This is a genomic window from Mesorhizobium sp. W067, assembly GCF_054719525.1.
On record NZ_JBTTII010000001.1, the window covers coordinates 5153977 to 5173154 of the forward strand.

Below are 19178 nucleotides of genomic sequence, written 5' to 3' on the forward strand. Positions count from 1 at the left end.
GGGTGGCTCGGCGAAGCCGAGACGGGGGTCGACCAGCGCAACATTAGACAATGCATGGCCAAGCTGAAGGGAGGATGAGGGGCAGCGCCGACGTTCATAGGCTCACTCAGAGTCCCAACTGAGCCCGCAACTCTTCCGCACTGTTGATCACGACAGCGCCCTTCGGTCCTGCCATCGGCGCTTCCGGCCAGAAGATCGTCCGCATCCCCGCGGCCAGGCCTGATGTGGCGCCGGTAACGCTGTCGTCGACGGCCACCGCGTCTGAAGGATCGACGCCGGCCAGCCACGCGGCGCGCAGGAACGGTTCGGGATGCGGCTTGCCTTCGCGCACGTCGTTTCGGCTGATCGTGCGCATGCCGGGATAGATCAGGCCGACGGCGCTCAGATTTGCATCGACGATCACCCGGTCGGAATTGGACACCACCGCCTGCTGCACGCCGAGCGCGCGCAACTCGTTGAACACTTCGATCGCGCCGGGGCGCGGCTTCAGCGTCTCGGCCATCGGCATGTAGTGATCGTATTTGCGCACGATCCAGTCGTCGAAGGGCAGGTCGAGGCCGAACTCGCTGCGCAGCATCTCGTAGACCGGTGCGGCGGCGACGCCCAGCACCCGCTCATGCAGGTCGGCCGGCGGCGTGATACCGACGCTGCGCAGCGCCGCCACCAAGGCCGCCTCGTGCAGCGGCTCGCTGTCGACCAGCGTGCCGTCCATATCCCAGAAAACCGCTTTCGGCGTCATGCGAGGCTCCTTTGCCGATCCCCTTAAAGCGTTTGTATCAGGAGATAAACCGCCGAGCCCGTCCGCTGGCGATTTTCGCTGGGTTGGTTGCCGCGCGGCGGCCGGATCGAAGCAGCAAGCAATTGTCTTCCCGATTGAACAATTGCGCGCCGACACATTCCCTGCAAGACTACGACGCTTCGCCCAAGGGCGCGCAAAGGGGCAGGGCTGGAGGCACATTTTGAATTCGCGGCAAGATGGCGGCAGCAGCAGGCTGGACGAGGCAGCGCGCGCCGGCTGGCTTTATTATGTTGCCGGCAACACCCAGGACCAGATCGCCGCCACGCTCGGCATTTCCCGGCAGACGGCGCAGCGGCTGGTGTCGCTGGCGGTGTCGGAGGGGCTGATCAAGGTTCGCGTCGATCACCCGATCGCCAATTGCCTTGATCTCGCAGCTAGACTGAAGTCACGCTTCGCGCTCGACCTCGTCGAAGTGGTGCCGAGCGATCCAACCTCATCCTCGACCACGATCGGCATTGCCGAGGCGGCCGCGGCCGAGATCGAGCGGCGGCTGCGGTCACCGACGCCCATCGTCTTGGCCATCGGCACCGGCCGCACGCTGAAGGCGGCGATCGAGCAATTGCCGCCGATGGAATGCTCGCAGCACAAGGTTGTGTCCTTGACCGGCAACATCTCGCCCGACGGTTCGGCCGCCTTCTACAACGTCATCTTCACCATGGCCGACCGGGTCAAGGCGCGCTCGTTCCCGATGCCGCTGCCGGTCATCGCCTCGTCGCCGGAAGAGCGCGAGATGCTGCTTGCCCAGCCGATGATCCAACCGACGCTGGCGCTGGCCGCGGAAGCCGACGTGACCTTTGTCGGCATCGGCGATCTCGGCCCGAAGGCGCCGCTCTACGAGGACGGTTTTATCTCGGAAAGCGAGCTGAAGGCGTTGCAAAAGGCTGGCGGCGTCGCCGAGATCGTCGGCTGGGTGTTCGATCGGGAAGGCCGCATGATCGAGGGCATCACCAACGACCGGGTATCGTCGGCAGCCTTGCCGTCACGCGAAAAGTCGCTGGTCATTGCACTCGCCATGGGCGAACGCAAATTGCCGGGCATCCTGGCTGCGGTGAACCGCCGGCTGGTCAATGGCCTCATCACCGACGAGCGGACCGCCACGGCCCTACTCGACGGCGCCTGATCTGGTGATAAAATCGGCACTGCTATTTGTGCCGTCCGCAAACATCATTTCCATCGAGGAAACCCATGTCGCGCTGCAGATGCGGCGACAATTCCCTGACGTCGACATAGCTGCGGCGGCGGCGTACCAGCAGGGAAAATTCGTGCGCCAGCACGGAAAACCAGCTCCGCGCCGGGGCCGAATGCAGCTTTTCCTGTACCGTGGTCATGATCTTCAGCCTCCGCTATGCTTGAACTGGATTGTTCCTCGACACCAAATATCAGTCTGATCGGCTCCGGCTTCCAATCAAACGTCGATCAAGACCCATAAGGAGGGCTTATGCCCGATCTCAAGGCACCACAGCTCGCCCAGTTGCCGCCGCTGCAGGCCATCAGGGTGTTCGAAGCCGTCGCGCGGCATCTCTCCTTCACCAAGGCCGCGCAGGAACTCGGCATGACGCAGGCCGCCGCCAGCTACCAGATCAAGCTTCTGGAAGAGCGCATCGGTTCGCCGCTGTTCCTGCGCCAGCCGCGCCAGATTGTGCTGACGGAACCCGGCCAGCGCCTGGCGCCCGCCGTCAGCGAGGCGTTCAGCCTGCTCTCAAGCGCCTATTCCGCCGCGCGTGGGGGCGCCGATGGTGTGCTGTGTGTCTCGACGCTGCTGACCTTTGCCTCGAACTGGCTGGCGCAGCATCTCGGCTCCTTCCAGGTCGCGCATCCGTCGCTGGCGGTGCGCGTCGATACCTCGAACAGGGTGATCGATTTTGCCCGCGAGGACATGGACATCGCTATCCGCTCCGGCAGCGGCAAGTGGCCTGGAGTGGAGACCCATCTTTTGTTCAAGGCCGATTTCACCCCGGTGCTGAGCCCGGCACTCGCTGCCACCATCGGTGGCGTCCACGAACCCGCCGACCTGTTCAAGCTGCCCATTCTCGATCCCGGCGACATCTGGTGGCGGGAATGGTTCGCCCTTGCCGGCGTTCCGGCGGACGAACTTGCCAGGCGCACCGGCACCAGCATGGGCGCGCAGGCCTATGAGGCGAACGCGGCCATCGCCGGCCATGGTGTGGCGATCCTGACCACCGCATTGTTCAAGACCGAGCTCGCCGCCGGCCGCCTGATCCAGCCCTTCGACCTGGTCGGCGACGACGGCCACGCCTATTGGCTGGTCTACCCGACGGCGCGTCGCAACGTGCCGAAGATAAAAGCCTTCCGGGACTGGATCCTGGCCGAGATCGCCTGCGCCTGAGGGCGAGCGACTCGCGGATTGATTTCCGAGATGCAAAGCGAGCCATGGATCCGCGACGAATGCTCGCTTTCGCGGACAAACAGCTGCGATCGGGCCACCCGGTTAACCAAGCTTGACAAAAACGCTGTCGATATCACTCGCCCGGCATAGGCTTGTGCTTGTGACGACCCAATTGAGCAGGATCAATCGTCTGCAGATTGAAACAGGGTCGATCAGCCGGCTGATGAAAGTCTATCGCGTCGAAGAAATCGAAAACAACACCGTGCGCACGACGCAGGTGATCGAAGCATTTACGCCGTTTCAAGCTGCCGTGAAGGCAATCGGCCGGGAAGTTAGGCTGCGCAAGGACGAGCCCAGCTGGATCCAGGTGACGGAAGTGCTGACCAGAGCCAAGCAAACACGCGACGGCAGGGTTTTCGAATATTCCGTCGGAAGCTACCCGTCCCACGGCTGACGGGCTGGGCCCTATCGCTCCCTTGGCGCCATGATTGGGTTGCGATGGGTCGGCATCAACCCGCTCTCACATCCCGTGCAAACAGCTTCCCAAATCCATTCAATATCCTCTACGCGCGCAACGCCGCGCTCCGCCTTGCGTGCTGCGCTGCAGCATCGAATCCGGCTTGACATAATTAACGCCAAGTGAGTAATTGCCCATTACCAAGGCAAATGCTCATCTTGGTTCATGGGAGGAATTTGATGAAACTGCGCACGCTCACTTTGGGCCTGTTGTCGGCCAGCGCCTTCGCTTTCGCCGCGCATGCCGAATCCATCACCATCGCCACCGTCAACAATGGTGACATGGTCCGCATGCAGAAGCTGACCGACGACTTCACCAAGGCTAACCCCGACGTCACGCTCAACTGGGTCACGCTCGAAGAGAACGTGCTGCGCGAGCGCGTCACCACCGACATTGCCACCAAGGGCGGCCAGTATGACGTTATGACCATCGGCACCTACGAGGTTCCGATCTGGGCCAAGCAGAACTGGCTGTTGCCGCTCGACAAGCTCGGCGACGACTATGACGCCAAGGACATCATCCCGGCCATCGCCGGCGGCCTGTCGGTCGACGGCAAGCTCTATGCCGCGCCCTTCTACGGCGAAAGCTCCTTCGTCATGTACCGCAAGGACTTGATCGAGAAGGCCGGGCTGAAGATGCCCGACGCCCCGACCTGGGACTTCATCAAGCAGGCCGCCGACAAGATGACCGACCGCGCCAATGGCGTGAACGGCGTTTGCCTGCGCGGCAAGGCCGGCTGGGGCGAGAACATGGCCTTCCTCACCGCCATGTCGAACTCCTTCGGCGCCCGCTGGTTCGACGAGAACTGGAAGCCGCAATTCGACCAGCCGGAATGGAAGAACACGCTGCAGTTCTATGTCGATCTGATGAAGGCCGACGGTCCCGAGGGCGCCTCGTCCAACGGCTTCAACGAAAACCTGGCGCTGTTCCAGCAGGGCAAGTGCGGCATGTGGATCGACGCCACCGTCGCCGCCTCCTTCGTCTCCGACCCGAAGAACTCGACCGTCGCGGACAAGGTCGGCTACGCACTGGCCCCCGACAATGGTCTGGGCAAGCGCGGCAACTGGCTGTGGGCCTGGTCGCTGGCCATCCCGGCCGGCACGCAGAAGGGAGACGCCGCACAGAAGTTCGTCTCCTGGGCGACCAGCAAGCACTACGCAGAACTGGTTGCTTCGAAGGAAGGCTGGGCCAACGTTCCTCCGGGCACGCGCTCCTCGCTCTACGCCAATGCCGAGTATCAGAAGGCGGCTCCGTTCGCCAAGATGACGCTGGACTCGATCAATGCCGCCGACCCGACGCATCCGACCGTCAAGCCGGTGCCCTATGTCGGTGTGCAGTTCGTCGCCATTCCTGAGTTCCAGGGCCTCGGCACAACCGTTGGCCAGCTGTTCTCGGCGGCGCTCGCCGGCCAGACCAGCGTAGACGACGCGCTCAAGCAGGCGCAGGACGCCGCCACCGCGACCATGACCGAAGGCGGTTATATCAAGTAAGGCTCCTCCCGGTGCCGAATGCCGGCCGCCTCCTTGGCCGGCAACGGCCGCCCGAATCCCAGTTCGGGCGGCCCCTTTCACACACCTGAAAATTTGGCTGACCTTGAAGGGTGACCGTCATGGCTACTCAGCAGACCCGTTCGCTTGCCCGCTTTATGTTGGCGCCATCCGTGGTGCTGCTGTTCGTCTGGATGATCGTGCCGCTGGCACTCACGATCTGGTTCTCCTTCCAGCAGTACAATCCGCTCAATCCGATCCGCGACGGGTTTGTCTGGTTCTCGAATTACTCGCTGTTCTATTCCAACCCGGCATTCCTGCAGTCGATCCTCAACACGCTGGTCCTGGTGGGCAGCGTGCTGCTGATCACCGTCATCGGCGGCATCATGCTGGCGCTGTTGATCGATCAGCCGATGTGGGGACAGGGGATCGTCCGCATCCTCGTCATCTCTCCGTTCTTCGTCATGCCGCCGGTGGCTGCACTTGTCTGGAAGAACATGATCATGCACCCGCAATACGGCGTCTTTGCCGACATTGCGCGCTTCTTCGGGGCTCAACCGATCGACTGGTTCGGGCAGCATCCGATGCTTGCCATCATCATCATCGTCGCCTGGCAATGGCTGCCCTTCGCAACGCTGATCCTGCTGACCGCATTGCAGTCGCTCGACGGCGAGCAGAAGGAAGCCGCCGAGATGGACGGCGCCGGCTTCGTCAGCCGCTTCATCTATCTGACGCTGCCGCACATGTCGCGCGCCATCACCGTCGTCATCCTGATCCAGACCATCTTCCTGCTGTCGGTCTATGCCGAAATCCTGGTCACCACCAATGGCGGACCCGGCTATGCCTCCACCAACCTGCCCTTCCTCGTCTACCAGAAGGCATTGCTGGAGTTCAAAATCGGCCAGGCATCGGCCGGCGGTGTCATCGCCGTCATTCTCGCCAACATCGTCGCCTTCTTCGCCATGCGCGCGGTCGGCAAGAACCTGGACAAGTAAGGGAGGATACGATGGCACGTGCAGTCACCACCCAACACAAGGTCATGGCGACAGGCGCCGCCTGGATCGTCGCGCTGCTGATCTTCTTCCCGATCCTCTACACGATCATCACCTCGTTCAAGTCGGAGCAGGAGGCCATCCAGGGCTTCGCGCTGATCCCGTCGGGGACGTTCGAGAGCTATACCGAGGTCCAGGCGCAGAGCGGCTACTTCAAGTTCTTCTTCAACTCGGTGCTGCTCTCGGTCGGCTCGACCATCCTGGCCCTGATAGTCGCGGTTCCGGCCGCCTGGTCGATGGCCTTCTCGCCGGGCAAGTGGACCAAGGACATCCTGATGTGGATGCTCTCGACCAAGATGATGCCGGCGGTTGCCGTGCTGTTCCCGATCTACCTCATCTTCCGCGATGCCGGACTGCTCGACAGCCGCATCGGCCTGATGATCATGCTGATGCTGATCAACCTGCCCATCGTGATCTGGATGCTCTACACCTACTTCCGCGAAATCCCCGGCGAGATCCTGGAAGCGGCACGCATGGACGGCGCCACCTTGTGGGGCGAGATCGTCTATGTGCTGACCCCCATGGCCGTGCCGGGCATCGCATCGACCATGCTGCTCAACATCATCCTGGCGTGGAACGAAGCCTTCTGGACCATCCGCCTGACCACCACCGAGGCAGCGCCGCTGACGGCCTTCATCAGTTCGTTCTCGAGCCCGCAAGGCCTGTTCTGGGCCAAGCTTTCGGCGGCCTCGACGCTGGCCATCGCCCCCATCCTGATCATGGGCTGGTTCAGCCAGAAGCAGCTGGTGCGCGGCCTGACATTCGGCGCGGTAAAATAACGGACGTTGCCTGAAGCAATCCGGCCAAATAACCCCTCGGGGAGGAAACCATGGGAAACATCACGCTCAAGAACGTCTCCAAGCATTTCGGATCGACGGTCATCATTCCAGGCCTCGACCTGGTCATCGAGAATGGCGAGTTCGTCGTCTTCGTCGGGCCGTCGGGTTGCGGCAAGTCCACGTTGCTGCGCCTCATCGCCGGGCTCGAGGACACCAGCGGGGGCACCATCAACATCGATGGCCGTGACGTCACCGGCGAGGCGCCGGCCAAGCGCAAGCTGGCCATGGTATTCCAGTCCTATGCGCTCTATCCGCATATGACGGTGGCCAAGAACATCGGCTTCCCGCTGAAGATGGCGGGCGAAGATGTGGCGACGATCGACAAGAAGGTGAAGGACGCAGCCCGGGTCCTCAATCTCACCAACTATCTCGAACGCCGGCCCGGCCAGCTCTCCGGCGGCCAGCGGCAACGCGTCGCCATCGGCCGCGCCATCGTGCGCCAGCCCTCGGCCTTCCTGTTCGACGAGCCGCTGTCCAACCTCGATGCCGCACTGCGCGGCACCATGCGGCTCGAAATCAGCGAGCTCCACCATCAGCTCAAGACGACGATGGTCTACGTCACCCACGACCAGATCGAAGCCATGACCATGGCCGACAAGATCGTCGTGCTCAACGCCGGCAACATCGAACAAGTCGGCTCGCCGATGGAACTCTACAAGTCGCCGAAGAACCTATTCGTGGCGGGCTTCATCGGTTCGCCGAAAATGAACCTGATCGAAGGTGCGCCGGCGGCCAAATACAACGCCAAGACCATCGGCATTCGTCCTGAGCATATGGGGATATCGACCACCGCGGGTGACTGGAAAGCCCTTGTCGGCGTCGCCGAGCATCTGGGCTCCGACACCTTCCTGCATGTCCAGGCCGACGGCGTCGGTCCGCTGACGGTACGCGCCGATGGCGAACTGGCCGTACGCCACGGCGACACCATCTATTTGACGCCGGACAAGGTCCGCATGCATCGCTTCGGCCCCGACGGAAAGGCGCTGACGCAGTGAGACTGAAAGGCAAATCGGCGCTGATCACCGGATCCGCGCGCGGCATCGGCAGGGCTTTTGCCGAAGCCTATACGCGCGAGGGTGCCACGGTGGCCATTGCCGACATCAATCTGGCGGCTGCCGAAAACACGGCCGCCGAGATTGGCGCCAACGCCTATCCGGTCAGGCTCGACGTCAGCGACCTTGCTTCGATCCAGGCGTCGGTCAAGGCGGTCGAAACAAAGACCGGCGGCCTCGACATACTGATCAACAATGCTGCCTTGTTCGACCTGGCGCCGATCGTCGAGATCACCGAAGCGAGCTATGACAAATTGTTCTCCGTCAACGTCGCCGGCACTTTGTTCATGCTGCAGGCAGCGGCGCGTTCGATGATCGCAAGGGGCAAGGGCGGCAAGATCATCAACATCGCCAGCCAGGCAGGACGGCGCGGCGAGCCGCTGGTCGCCGTCTATTGCGCCACCAAGGCCGCGGTGATTTCGCTGACCCAGTCCGCCGGGCTCGACCTGATCAAGCACCGCATCAACGTCAATGGCATCGCGCCCGGCGTCGTCGACAGCGATATGTGGGATGAGGTCGATGCGCTGTTTGCCAAATATGAGAACCGGCCGAAGGGCGAGAAGAAGCGGCTGGTCGGCGAGGGCGTGCCCTATGGCCGCATGGGCAAGCCGGAGGACCTGACCGGCATGGCGGTCTTCCTGGCCAGCGACGACGCCGAATACATCGTCGCCCAGACCTACAATGTCGATGGCGGCCAATGGATGAGTTGATGGGCCGGGATCACGAAGGCCGCAGCCCGGCCAAAAGGGTAGAAAAATGACCGTGAAACTCTCCTCCTCGATCCTCTCGGAACTCCCCGCCAAGGTCGCCGGTCCCAGATATGATCGCTCCAGGCTCAAACCCGGTATCGTCCATTTCGGCGTCGGCAATTTCCATCGGTCGCATCAGGCGGTCTACCTCGACGATCTCTTCAATGCAGGCATCGGCCATGACTGGGCGCTGGTCGGCGCCGGGGTCTTCGAGGGCGAAAAAATCGGTCGTTCCAAGCTGCAGGAGCAGGACTGGCTGACCACCGTGGTCGAGCAGGATTCCGACCATATGAGCGCCCGCGTCACCGGCGTCATGATTGACTTCCTGACGCCCGGCGATGCCGATGCCATCATCGACCAGCTCGCCGATCCGGCGATCAAGATCGTCTCGCTGACCATCACGGAAGGCGGTTATTTCATCGATCCGGCCTCCGGCAAGTTCAACCCGACCCACCCCGACATCGTCGCCGACGCACAGGCAGGCACGACGCCGAAGACGGTGTTCGGCCTCATCCTTGCGGGCCTGATACGCCGCCGGGCCGACGGCATCGTGCCGTTCACCGTCATGTCCTGCGACAACATCCCTCATAATGGCCATGTCACCTCGGATGGCGTCATCGGCCTCGCCCGGCTGATCGATGAGGATCTGGCAAACTGGGTCAGCGACAATGTCGCCTTTCCCAACGGCATGGTCGACCGCATCACCCCCGCCACCTCCGACCGCGAGCGCGGTATTCTCGCCACCGAGTTCGGCCTCGAGGACAACTGGCCGGTGTTCTGCGAGCCGTTCAAGCAATGGGTGCTGGAGGATCATTTCACCGACGGCCGCCCGCCGCTGGAAAAGGTCGGTGTGCAATTCGTGAGGGATGTCGCGCCCTATGAACTGATGAAGATCCGCATCCTCAATGGCGGTCATGCCACGATCGCTTATCCCGCAGGGTTGATGGACATCCATTTCGTCCATGAGGCGATGCAGGAGCCGCTGGTGCGCGGCTTCCTCGCCAAGCTCGAGCATGACGAGATCATCCTGACCGTGCCGCCGGTGCCGGACACCGTGCTGGAGGATTATTACCAGCTCATCGAGCACCGCTTTTCCAACCCCAAGATCGGCGACACCATCCGCCGGCTTTGCCTCGACGGTTCCAACCGGCAGCCGAAATTCATCATCCCGACCATCGCCGACCGGCTCAAAGCCGGGAAGAGCGTTGCGGGTCTCGCGCTGGAATCGGCGCTGTGGTGCCGCTATTGCTTCGGCACCACAGACAGCGGCGCGGTCATCGAGGCCAACGACCCGAGCTGGGACCGGCTGCAGGCAAGCGCGAAGGCGGCGAAGGACAAGCCCGGTGCCTGGCTTGCGATGGAAGATATATATGGCCACGTCGGCCGCTCGGCGCCGTTCGCCGAGGCCTTTGCCTATGCGCTCAACGTCTTGTGGGCGAATGGCACGCGCGCGACGCTGACGCGCTACATCTCCGGCAAGCTCTGACGCCAGCCGCAATGACGCCCGAACTGGTCATCTTCGACTGTGACGGCGTGCTGGTCGACAGCGAGGCGCTGTCGGTTTCGGCTCTGCTCGGCATGATCTCTGCCGCCGGGGGCTCGGTCAGCGAAGATACCGCCTACGAGCATTTCCTAGGCAAGAGCATGAAGAGCGTGCGCGAGATACTTCTTCGCGATTTCACCATCGACATCACCGACGTGCATCTGACCGACATGCGCGTCGAACTGATGCGCAAATTCCGCGAGGAGTTGAAGCCGATTCCCGGCATCAGCGACATCCTGCCGAGGCTGGGCGTACCCTGCTGCGTCGCTTCCTCCGGCACGCTCGACCGGATACGCTACGCGCTCGACGTCACCGGTCTGCTCGGCCTGCTCGAGCCGCATCTGTTCAGTGCCGCCATGGTCGCGCGCGGCAAGCCGGCGCCGGATCTTTTTCTCCATGCCGCCGCCGCCATGGGCGCGCATCCCGGTAATTGCATCGTAATCGAGGACAGCCCTGCCGGCATCGCGGCGGCGCGTGCGGCCGGCATGCGCGTCTTTGCTTTCACCGGCGGTTCGCACGCCGGCAACCCGGCCTTGAAAGCGCGGCTTGCGTCGAGTGAACCGGACTTTATATTCGCGGACATGCTGCAATTGCCCGATCTGATTGCAGGCTAGAGCATGATGCCGAAAAGTGTGAAGCGGTTTTCGGACGACATCATGCTCTACTTCTTTGATTTAGAGACGGATTCAGATTTCAGGTCGAACAGACCTGAAATCATACGGCTCTAGGGAGCGAGAGTAAAAGCATCTTGACGAAGAGCTTCGTTTGCGCGGTCGATGTCGGCACCGGGAGCGCCCGCGCGGGCATTCTCGATACGTCAGGCACCTTGCTCGGCCGCGCCGAGCATCCGATCGTCATGAACCAGCCGAAGGCCGATCACGCCGAGCACAATTCGCAGGATATCTGGTCGGCGGTCTGCATCGCGGTGCGTGCCGCGCGCGAAAAGGCCGGTGTGTCAGCCGACGATATTGTCGGCATGTCGTTCGACGCCACCTGCTCGCTGGTGGTGCTGGACAGGAATGCCGGCCAGCTCAGCGTCTCGGTGACGGGCGAACGGCGCTGGGACACCATCGTCTGGCTCGACCATCGCGCCATCGCCGAGGCAGATGAATGCACCGATAGCGGCCACGCCGCACTCGACTATATCGGTGGCGTCATGTCGCCGGAAATGGCGACGCCGAAGCTGATGTGGCTGAAGCGCAATCTGCCGGGAACATGGCATGAGGCCGGCTACCTATTCGACCTTACGGATTTCCTTACCTGGAAGGCGACCGGTTCGCTGGCGCGCTCGCAATGCACGCTGACCGCCAAATGGACCTATCTGGCGCATGAGGACACCGGCTGGCGCCGTGACTTCTTCGACAGGGTCGGGCTTGGCGATCTGTTCGAACACGGCAGCCTGCCGGAGAAGGCAAGTGCTGTCGGCGCAGACATCGGCACGCTCACCCCTGAAGCGGCGGCGGAGTTGGGCTTGAGCGAAAACTGTCGCGTCGGCGCCGGCGTCATCGATGCCTATGCGGGCGCGCTTGGCGTGCTCGGCGGCTTTGCTGGCGACGAGCAGAATATCGGCCGCCATCTGGCATTGATCGCCGGCACCTCGTCCTGCGTCATGGCCATGTCGCCCGATCCGCAGCCTTTCGCCGGCGTCTGGGGTCCATACTATGGCGCCGCACTGCCAAAGCTCTGGCTGTCGGAAGGCGGCCAGTCGGCTACCGGGGCTTTGCTCGACCACATCATCCGCTGGCACGGCGCCGGCGGCGAGCCGGATGCGGCCATGCATGCCAAGATCGCCAGGCGCGTCGCTGAACTGCGTAGCACCGAAGGCGACAAGCTGGCGGCGAGGTTGCATGTGCTGCCGGATTTCCACGGCAACCGCTCGCCGCTTGCCGACCCGCATGCCGTCGGCGTGGTCAGCGGGCTGACGCTGGATTCCTCCTTCGACAGTCTGTGCAAGCTGTATTGGCGCACCGCCGTCGGCATCGCACTCGGCGTGCGCCATGTGCTGGAGGCGCTGAACGAGAACGGCTATCTCATCGACACGCTGCATGTCACCGGCGGCCACACCAAGAACCCGTTGCTGATGGAGCTTTATGCCGACGCGACCGGCTGCGCGGTGATCGAGCCGCTGGCCGACGAAGCCGTTCTGCTCGGCACCGGCATGGTCGCCGCCACCGCGGCCGGTCTGTTCCCGGACCTGAATGCCGCTTGCGTCGCCATGCAGCAAGGCGGCAGGGCGCGCACCTCGAACCCGGCCGCGTCAGGCCGCTTCGACCGCGACTACAGGATCTTCCTCGAAATGCACCGCCAGCGGCAGGCGCTCGACGCCATCGGCTAGAGCAATTCCAGGAAAAGTGTGAAACGGTTTTCCGTCCGGAATTGCGTACAGATTTAGGCTTCTCGCCGGCGCAAGGATGCGCCGGTCGCCGCGTCGAACAGATGCACGCTCTCCTCCTCGAACGTATAGCGCACAGGCGCGCGCAACGCCGGGCATTCGCGGGCCGATACCAACGCGCCGACCTCCTTGCCGCCGCAGGCGAACGTCACCAGCGCGTCATTGCCATGGAACTCGATAAGGTCGGCGGTGCCTTGCAGAAGATTGATGCTCTGAGCGCCGGCGGTCTTCAGGTCCGGCGGTCGGATTCCAAGCACGGCGCGCTGGACGCCGCGCAGATCGAAGCCCGAGCCTTCTATGAAGAAGGTCGAGCCGCCGCCTGTCAGCGTCCAGCGTTCGTCCTTCCGCCCGACGGCCACGTCGATGAAATTCATGTTCGGCGTACCGATGAAGCCTGCGACGAACAGATTGCCCGGCTGGCGATAGATCTCGGCCGGCGAGCCGATCTGTTCGATGACGCCATCCCTGAGCAGCACTATCCGGTCGGCCAGCGTCATCGCTTCGAGCTGGTCGTGGGTGACATAGACGGTAGTGGTCTTCAGCAACTGGTGCAGGCGGGCGATTTCGACCCGCATATGGTTGCGAAGTTTGGCGTCGAGATTCGACAGCGGCTCGTCGAACAGGAACACTTTCGGCGTCTTGATCATGGCGCGCGCAATCGCTACGCGCTGCTGCTGCCCGCCGGAAAGCTCGGTCGGTTTGCGGGCGAGGTAAGGTTCGAGGCCGAGCGTCTTTGCCACCGCCTCGACCCGCTTCCGGATCTCGGCCGGGGCTACTTTCTGTCGCTTGAGCCCAAAGGCGATGTTGTCGAAGATCGTCATATGCGGGTAGAGCGCATAGTTCTGGAACACCATGGCGATGCCGCGCTCGCCGGGCTCGAGATCGTTGACCACTCTGCCGCCGATCGACACTTCGCCGCCGCTGATATCCTCCAGCCCGGCCAGCATCCTGAGCAAGGTCGACTTGCCGCAGCCGGATGGGCCTAGGAACACGACGAACTCATGCTCCTCGATCGAGAGATTGAGATCGCGGATGACGGTGGTAGCCCCATACGCCTTGTCGACATGGGAGCAAACGATCGCGGACATGGTCAGCCCTTCTCGCCGGTAAGCAGGATTTGCAGCTTGACGTCTTGCGGCTTGCCTTGCGCCGCCCGCTCGAAGGCCTTGATGCTGTCGGAGAAATCATAAGTGCCGGTGATCAGCGGCTTGAGGTCGACCTTCCCCGAGGCGATCAGCTGCAGCGCCCGGTCGAAGATGTTGGCGTAACGGAACACCGTCTCAATGCGCACTTCCTTGGAGATCGCCGCCGGAACGTTGAGGCTGACCGGTTCGACCGGCAGTCCGACCAGCACCACCGCGCCGCCCGGCCGCACGACATCGAACAGGTCGGCGAATGCCTTCGGGCTGCCGCTCGCCTCGAACACGATATCCGCGCCCCAATTGTCGGTCGCGGCGGAGACTGCGTCGACCAGCGATTGCTCGCTGATATTGACCGGCACGATGCCGGGATATTGTGCGGCAATCTCGAGCTTGGGTCCGGAAAAATCGGAGATCAGCACCTTCGAGCAGCCGCCGGCCAGCGCCGCCAGCGCGATCATGATGCCGATCGGGCCGCAGCCGACGACGACGGCGACGTCGCCAGGCACGATGCGGGCGCGGCTCGCCGCCTGCATGCCGATGGCAAAGGGTTCGACCATCGCGCCTTCGGCGAAGCTGACATTGTCCGGCAGTCTGTAGGTGAAGGCGGCCGGGTGCACGGCATAGGGCGCCAGCACGCCATGCACCGGCGGTGTCGCCCAGAAGCTGACATCGGGATCGACATTATAGATGCCGAGCCTCGTCGCGCGCGACGACAGGTTCGGCACGCCCGGCTCCATGCAGACGCGGTCGCCGACCTTCAGCGTGCCGACATTGGCGCCGACCTCGACGATCGTTCCCGCGGCTTCGTGGCCAAGCACCATCGGGGCCCGCACGACATAGCTGCCGATCGCGCCATGGGTGTAATAGTGCACGTCGCTGCCGCAGACGCCGACCGTGTGGATGGCGATCTTGACATCGCCCGGTCCGACGTCGAGCGGCAGCGCGATCTCGCGCAGCGACAGTTCGCCTTTTTTCTCAAGCACCAGTGCCCGCATAGGTAAGTCCTCGCATCAAGTCTTTTTTTGCCGGAAAACGGAATTCAGGAAGCCGCTGAGCACGCCGAGGAACAGCAGCGGCGGTAGCGACAACAGCACGACCGAGGCGTTGAGGATTCCCCACGGCACGTTCATGCCTTGCTGTGAAAGTTCGGAAGCGACGATCGGCAATGTCTTGGCGTTGGAACTGGACAGCATCAGCGCGATCAGGAATTCGTTCCACACCAGCACGAAGCTGAAGGCGACGGCGCCGATCAGCGAGCGCGCCGCTACCGGCAGCGCAATGCGCCAGAACACCGAGTAAGCGCCGTAGCCGTCGACGAAAGCGGCTTCCTCGATTTCCTTCGGCACGGCCTGGAAGGCGGGAATGGCGAGCCACATGATCACCGAGATGGTGAGCAGCGAATAGGTGACGATCAGCGCCGGCAAGGTGTCGTAGAGCCCGATCTGCAGCCAGATCACCATCAGCGGAATGGCGACTGCCACCGGGGGCAGGAAGCGCAGCGACAACACGAAGAACTGGATGTCGCCAGCGAAGCGATTGGGATAGCGCGCCACCGCATAGGCTGCCGGAAGGCCGAGCATGACGCCGATCAGCACGGCGACGCCGCAGGAAATGACCGAGTTATAGAGACCGGTCATGACGCTGTCGCGGCCGATGATGTAGCTGATATTGTCGAAGGTCGGGGTAAACACCAGGCGCGGCACGCGGGTGATGATGTCGACATTGTTCTTCAGCGAATTGACCGCCGTCCAGGCGAGCGGAAACACCGCCATGAAGCCGGCGAAGGCCAGGATGATCTTGCCGATGAGGCGGCCCGGTCTCATGCGATACGGCCTCATGCCTGCACCCGCTTCCACAGCATGGTGAAGGTGATGACAGTCGCGATCATCATCAGCACCGCCATGGCCGAGGCATAGGACACCTTGCCGGATTCGATGAAGCCTTGCGAGAAGGCGTACATGTCGAGCGTCTCGGTCGCCACGCCCGGCCCGCCGCGCGTCATCACATAAATCAGGTCGAAGGAGCGCAGCGATTCGATCATCTTGACGAACATCAGGCTGATCAGCGGCGCCTTCAGCATAGGCAAGGTCACATAGGCATGGATCTGCCAGCGTTTGGCGTGGTCGAGCCGCGCCGCTTCGATCGGCTGCGGCGGCAAGGTCTCCAGAAGCTTCAGCACGATGACCGCGAAGAACAGTCCCCACTGCCAGACATCGACCGAGGCGACGGCAAACAGGGCCGTCGACGGCTTCGACAGCGGGTCGAAGATCAACCCGCCGGTGATCAGCCTGTAGGGATAGGTGGCGATGCCGTAGAGCGGATGATAGGCAAACTTCCACACGAAGGCCGCCGAGACACGCGGCAACAGCACCGGGATGATGAACAGCAGGCAGTAGATGTTGCGCAGCCGCGGCGACGCTACTTCGAACATCAGCACGCCGAGCCCGATCGCCACCATCATCGTCGCCACCACGGTGACGATTTCCCACTTCACCGAAACCCAGACCGCGTTGAGGAAACGCCGGTCGGCGAACAGGTCGATGAAGTTCGACAGCCAGACCCAGGAATAGTTCGACGAGCTCAGCTCGCGGTTCTGCAGCGCAATGACGATGGCGTACAGCGTCGGCACCATCGACAGCACCAGAAGAATGGCGAGCGTCGGAACCAGAAACGTCACGGGCAGGGAAGAGCGTCGGCGCATTGCCTATCCTCGGGCTGTGCCTTTTTGGGGAGAACCCGCGGCGCACAGGTCCCGGCATCCGGTCGAATGCCGTGGACCGCGCGCCGCGGGCGGGAGGATTACTTCTTCTTCACCAGCTCGTTGGCGTAGGCCTCGAGTTCGTCGAGGCCGCCCTTGACGTCGGTGCGCGTGCCGGTGACCAGCTCTTCCAGGATGATGCCCCAGCGGTCGCCGAGATCCGGCCAGCGCGGATCCTGCCAGAAGTTCACCGCCGTCACCTTGCCGGTATCGGCAAGCGCCTGGCCGAGATCGGCGCCATAGATGTCGGCGAACTCCTTGCTGGACAGCACGCTGGTGCGGTTGAGCTCGCCGAATTGGTGCGCGTCGAGCCGGCGCTTCTCGTTCTCCTTCGACGTCGCCCAGGCGATGAACAGGCCGGCGCATTGCTTCGCGGCGTCATCGGCATTGGCCTTGGCGGCGATGGCGAGGCCGTGGCCGTAGCCGCCGCCGGTCAGTGGCGAGGGCGGCGGCAGGAAGCCGATCTTGCCGACCACTTGCGAGGTCTTCGGGTCGACCGCCATGCCCGACAGCGGCGTCGATTCGACCAAGATGGCAACCTGGCCCGACAGGAAGGCGCCGGTCGATTCATCCCAGCTGCCGGTCTGCGTGCCGGGCGCTGAATCCTTGAACAGTTTAAGATAGGTCTCGGTCGCTTTGACCGCGGCCTCGGAGTTGAAAGCCGGCTTGTCACCGTCGAACCATTTTCCGCCATAGGCCTTGAAGAACGGCATCCAGCGCCAGACATTGGCGCCCGAGCCACGCGCGCCGCGCAGCGCGATGCCGTACATGCCCTTGTCGGGATCGGTCAGCTTCGGCACGTCGGCGATCAACTCGTCCAGCGTCTTCGGCGGCTGGATGCCGGCGGCTTCCAGAATGTCCTTGCGGTAGACCATCAGGTCGCCGCCGCCGGTCAGCGGCGCGAACCACACCTTGCCGTCATAGGTGGCGACCTTCTGCCGGCCCGGGTCGAAATCGGCGTAGTCGTAGTCAGCCGGGTAATAGTCGGTGAGCGGCACGATCCATTTCGACGAGGCGAACAGCGCGACATTGGCTTCGTCGACATAGTAGACGTTGTAGTTGCCGACCGTGGACGCATCGGCGCGCGACTTTGCCCGGCGGTCGTTCTCGTTGAGATAGTCGATCTGGAAGCTGGCGCCGGCCAGTTTCTGGAACTCGTCCTTGGACGCTTCCAGCAGCGTCAGCCCGTCACGCGGTTGCGCCAGCACCTTGACCGGCGCCGAGCAGACCGGCGCCGCCAGCGCCATGGTCGAGAGGGTCGTGGTAAGCATGAAAGCTGCGCTTATGCTCGCAGCGAGCCGAATTGGTTTCATTGATTTTCTCCTCCAGGAACAGTCGCAGGAAGCGGAAGTCTTCGGTTGCGCGATCCTCGCCATCGCCCGAGCGACAAGCCACCCATCGCCAAAATGAGGAGTTGCTAAAGGCCGCGCTAGAAGCCCCGTTGCAGCAGACCTGTACTTTTATGCATTGTGCGCTGCAAAATCCGGCCCGCCTGCACGGCCTCTGTCACATGAGTACCGATGGAGTGAGGAAGGCCGGTTTTCAGGCGCGCATCGTCATCCGCTGCTTCGACAGCTTGCGGTAGGATGACGGCGTCATCCGGTGCTTGCGCAGGAAGGCGCGGTTGAAGTTGGAGATGTTCATGTAGCCGACCTGGAAGCAGATGTCGGTGATCGGAATATCGGTGTCCGCCAGCAGTTTGCAGGCTTGCCAGAGCCGGAGCTTGGCGATGTGGTCGCTGAAACTGTTGCCGGTGTTTTTCTGGAAGAAGCGCGAAAACGTGCTTTCGCTCATCCCCGCCAGCTCCGCCGCCTCCGGCAGCTTCAGGTCCTCGGCGAAGTGCTGGAAGAGATAGGTCAGCGTGCGCTGGATGATGTCCAGCGAGGTTGCGTCGAGCGCGGGTGAGAAATCCGGCGAGGACAAAAGCTCGTATTCGTCTGTCCTAGCCAGCAAATCGACCAGTTCGAGGAAGAGGCAAAACCGGGCGAGCCCGTGCACCGTGCCCATCCGTTCCATCAGCGCGGCGCCTTCGAGCGCGGCGCGGCCATGGAAGAGCATGCCGCGCAGCGATCGCTCCAGGAACGGTTCCAGTTCGCGCAGTTCCGGCAGCAGTCCCGCCGAGCCGCGCAGCCGCTGCGGATCGAATTGCAGCACGATGTCGCGTCCTTCGATCAGCTCGCCGGGTTGCACCGATGTCACCCAGTCATGCGGCAGCCCGCCGCCGACGATGCTCAGGTAGCCCGGCCCGAATTCGCCGATGTGATCGCCGACCAGCGCGACCCCGGAAGACTTCCTCAGGAGATGGATCTCGTATTCCGGATGAAAATTCCAGACATTGCGCTCCCAGGGATAGTCGTCGAGCCGCCACAGGAAACTGTCGCTCGCCTCGGTGACGATGTGCTCGAAAGCGGGCACCGTGCGAGGGATCGCGGCCGTGTTCTTTCTGCGCCTGAATGCCATCGTCTGTTCTCCGGGGCGAATGAGGAAGCGGACCGGTTTCG

Annotated in this window: 19 protein-coding genes; 11 read left to right on the forward strand and 8 right to left on the reverse strand. The window is 62.9% G+C overall.

The annotated features are described in order from the left end of the window. Nucleotides 1–106: 106 nt before the first annotated feature. A complete protein-coding gene (locus tag ACYG97_RS25270; RefSeq protein ID WP_023671242.1) occupies nt 107–739 on the reverse strand; it encodes an HAD family hydrolase in 633 nt (210 codons plus the stop codon). 220 nt (nt 740–959) lie between these two features. Between ACYG97_RS25270 and ACYG97_RS25275 the strand changes: the two genes are divergently transcribed. Continuing rightward, complete coding sequence (locus ACYG97_RS25275) at nt 960–1919, forward strand: sugar-binding transcriptional regulator (RefSeq protein ID WP_023689163.1); 960 nt, start codon at nt 960–962, stop codon at nt 1917–1919. A 22-nt stretch (nt 1920–1941) separates the two neighbouring features. Here the strand turns inward: ACYG97_RS25275 and ACYG97_RS25280 are convergent, their stop codons facing one another. After that, nucleotides 1942–2127 carry a hypothetical protein gene (locus tag ACYG97_RS25280; RefSeq protein ID WP_023732685.1) on the reverse strand — a complete coding sequence of 62 codons (186 nt, stop codon included), beginning with the start codon at nt 2125–2127 and terminating at the stop codon, nt 1942–1944. Nucleotides 2128–2237: 110 nt separating this feature from the next. Here ACYG97_RS25280 and ACYG97_RS25285 point away from each other — a divergent pair, with 110 nt between their 5' ends. The 10 genes from ACYG97_RS25285 to ACYG97_RS25330 all read left to right on the forward strand — a co-directional run bounded on the left by ACYG97_RS25285 (nt 2238) and on the right by ACYG97_RS25330 (nt 12720). Beyond that, nucleotides 2238–3146, forward strand: a complete 909-nt coding sequence (locus tag ACYG97_RS25285; protein WP_023671245.1) for a LysR substrate-binding domain-containing protein — start codon at nt 2238–2240, stop codon at nt 3144–3146. A gap of 172 nt (nt 3147–3318) precedes the next feature. Then, the gene (locus ACYG97_RS25290; protein ID WP_023683593.1) at nt 3319–3600 is read left to right on the forward strand and encodes a hypothetical protein; all 282 of its coding nucleotides are present in this window, start codon (nt 3319–3321) and stop codon (nt 3598–3600) included. Nucleotides 3601–3842: 242 nt separating this feature from the next. Next, the gene (locus ACYG97_RS25295) at nt 3843–5153 is read left to right on the forward strand and encodes an ABC transporter substrate-binding protein (RefSeq protein WP_023671248.1); all 1311 of its coding nucleotides are present in this window, start codon (nt 3843–3845) and stop codon (nt 5151–5153) included. Between the two features lie 119 nt (nt 5154–5272). Then, entirely contained in the window at nt 5273–6145 is an 873-nt protein-coding gene (locus ACYG97_RS25300) for a carbohydrate ABC transporter permease (RefSeq protein ID WP_023671249.1), read from the forward strand. An 11-nt stretch (nt 6146–6156) separates the two neighbouring features. Continuing rightward, nucleotides 6157–6981 carry a carbohydrate ABC transporter permease gene (locus ACYG97_RS25305; protein WP_023732684.1) on the forward strand — a complete coding sequence of 275 codons (825 nt, stop codon included), beginning with the start codon at nt 6157–6159 and terminating at the stop codon, nt 6979–6981. Between the two features lie 50 nt (nt 6982–7031). Beyond that, nucleotides 7032–8036, forward strand: coding sequence for an ABC transporter ATP-binding protein (locus tag ACYG97_RS25310; protein ID WP_023689168.1), 1005 nt, complete (start codon nt 7032–7034; stop codon nt 8034–8036). Beyond that, a complete protein-coding gene (locus ACYG97_RS25315) occupies nt 8033–8803 on the forward strand; it encodes an L-iditol 2-dehydrogenase (protein WP_023683590.1) in 771 nt (256 codons plus the stop codon). Before ACYG97_RS25310 ends, ACYG97_RS25315 begins: the two co-directional genes overlap by 4 nt. Nucleotides 8804–8849: 46 nt before the next feature. Beyond that, complete coding sequence (locus ACYG97_RS25320) at nt 8850–10328, forward strand: mannitol dehydrogenase family protein (protein WP_023732683.1); 1479 nt, start codon at nt 8850–8852, stop codon at nt 10326–10328. Nucleotides 10329–10339: 11 nt separating this feature from the next. Next, the gene (locus ACYG97_RS25325; protein WP_023729776.1) at nt 10340–10999 is read left to right on the forward strand and encodes an HAD family hydrolase; all 660 of its coding nucleotides are present in this window, start codon (nt 10340–10342) and stop codon (nt 10997–10999) included. A gap of 134 nt (nt 11000–11133) precedes the next feature. After that, nucleotides 11134–12720 (forward strand): FGGY-family carbohydrate kinase, encoded by a 1587-nt coding sequence (locus tag ACYG97_RS25330; protein WP_023732682.1) that lies wholly within the window; start codon nt 11134–11136, stop codon nt 12718–12720. A gap of 53 nt (nt 12721–12773) precedes the next feature. Here the strand turns inward: ACYG97_RS25330 and ACYG97_RS25335 are convergent, their stop codons facing one another. The 6 genes from ACYG97_RS25335 to ACYG97_RS25360 all read right to left on the reverse strand — a co-directional run bounded on the left by ACYG97_RS25335 (nt 12774) and on the right by ACYG97_RS25360 (nt 19137). After that, nucleotides 12774–13865: an ABC transporter ATP-binding protein gene (locus ACYG97_RS25335; RefSeq protein WP_023732681.1), complete on the reverse strand. Its 1092-nt coding sequence runs from the start codon at nt 13863–13865 to the stop codon at nt 12774–12776. A 2-nt stretch (nt 13866–13867) separates the two neighbouring features. Beyond that, a complete protein-coding gene (locus ACYG97_RS25340) occupies nt 13868–14914 on the reverse strand; it encodes an NAD(P)-dependent alcohol dehydrogenase (protein WP_023732680.1) in 1047 nt (348 codons plus the stop codon). Nucleotides 14915–14929: 15 nt separating this feature from the next. Next, complete coding sequence (locus ACYG97_RS25345; protein WP_023671259.1) at nt 14930–15742, reverse strand: carbohydrate ABC transporter permease; 813 nt, start codon at nt 15740–15742, stop codon at nt 14930–14932. Between the two features lie 11 nt (nt 15743–15753). Continuing rightward, nucleotides 15754–16620 carry a carbohydrate ABC transporter permease gene (locus ACYG97_RS25350; RefSeq protein WP_023729771.1) on the reverse strand — a complete coding sequence of 289 codons (867 nt, stop codon included), beginning with the start codon at nt 16618–16620 and terminating at the stop codon, nt 15754–15756. Nucleotides 16621–16718: 98 nt separating this feature from the next. Next, a complete protein-coding gene (locus ACYG97_RS25355; protein ID WP_023693095.1) occupies nt 16719–17990 on the reverse strand; it encodes an ABC transporter substrate-binding protein in 1272 nt (423 codons plus the stop codon). Nucleotides 17991–18219: 229 nt separating this feature from the next. Beyond that, nucleotides 18220–19137: an AraC family transcriptional regulator gene (locus ACYG97_RS25360; RefSeq protein ID WP_023732679.1), complete on the reverse strand. Its 918-nt coding sequence runs from the start codon at nt 19135–19137 to the stop codon at nt 18220–18222. Nucleotides 19138–19178 lie beyond the last annotated feature (41 nt).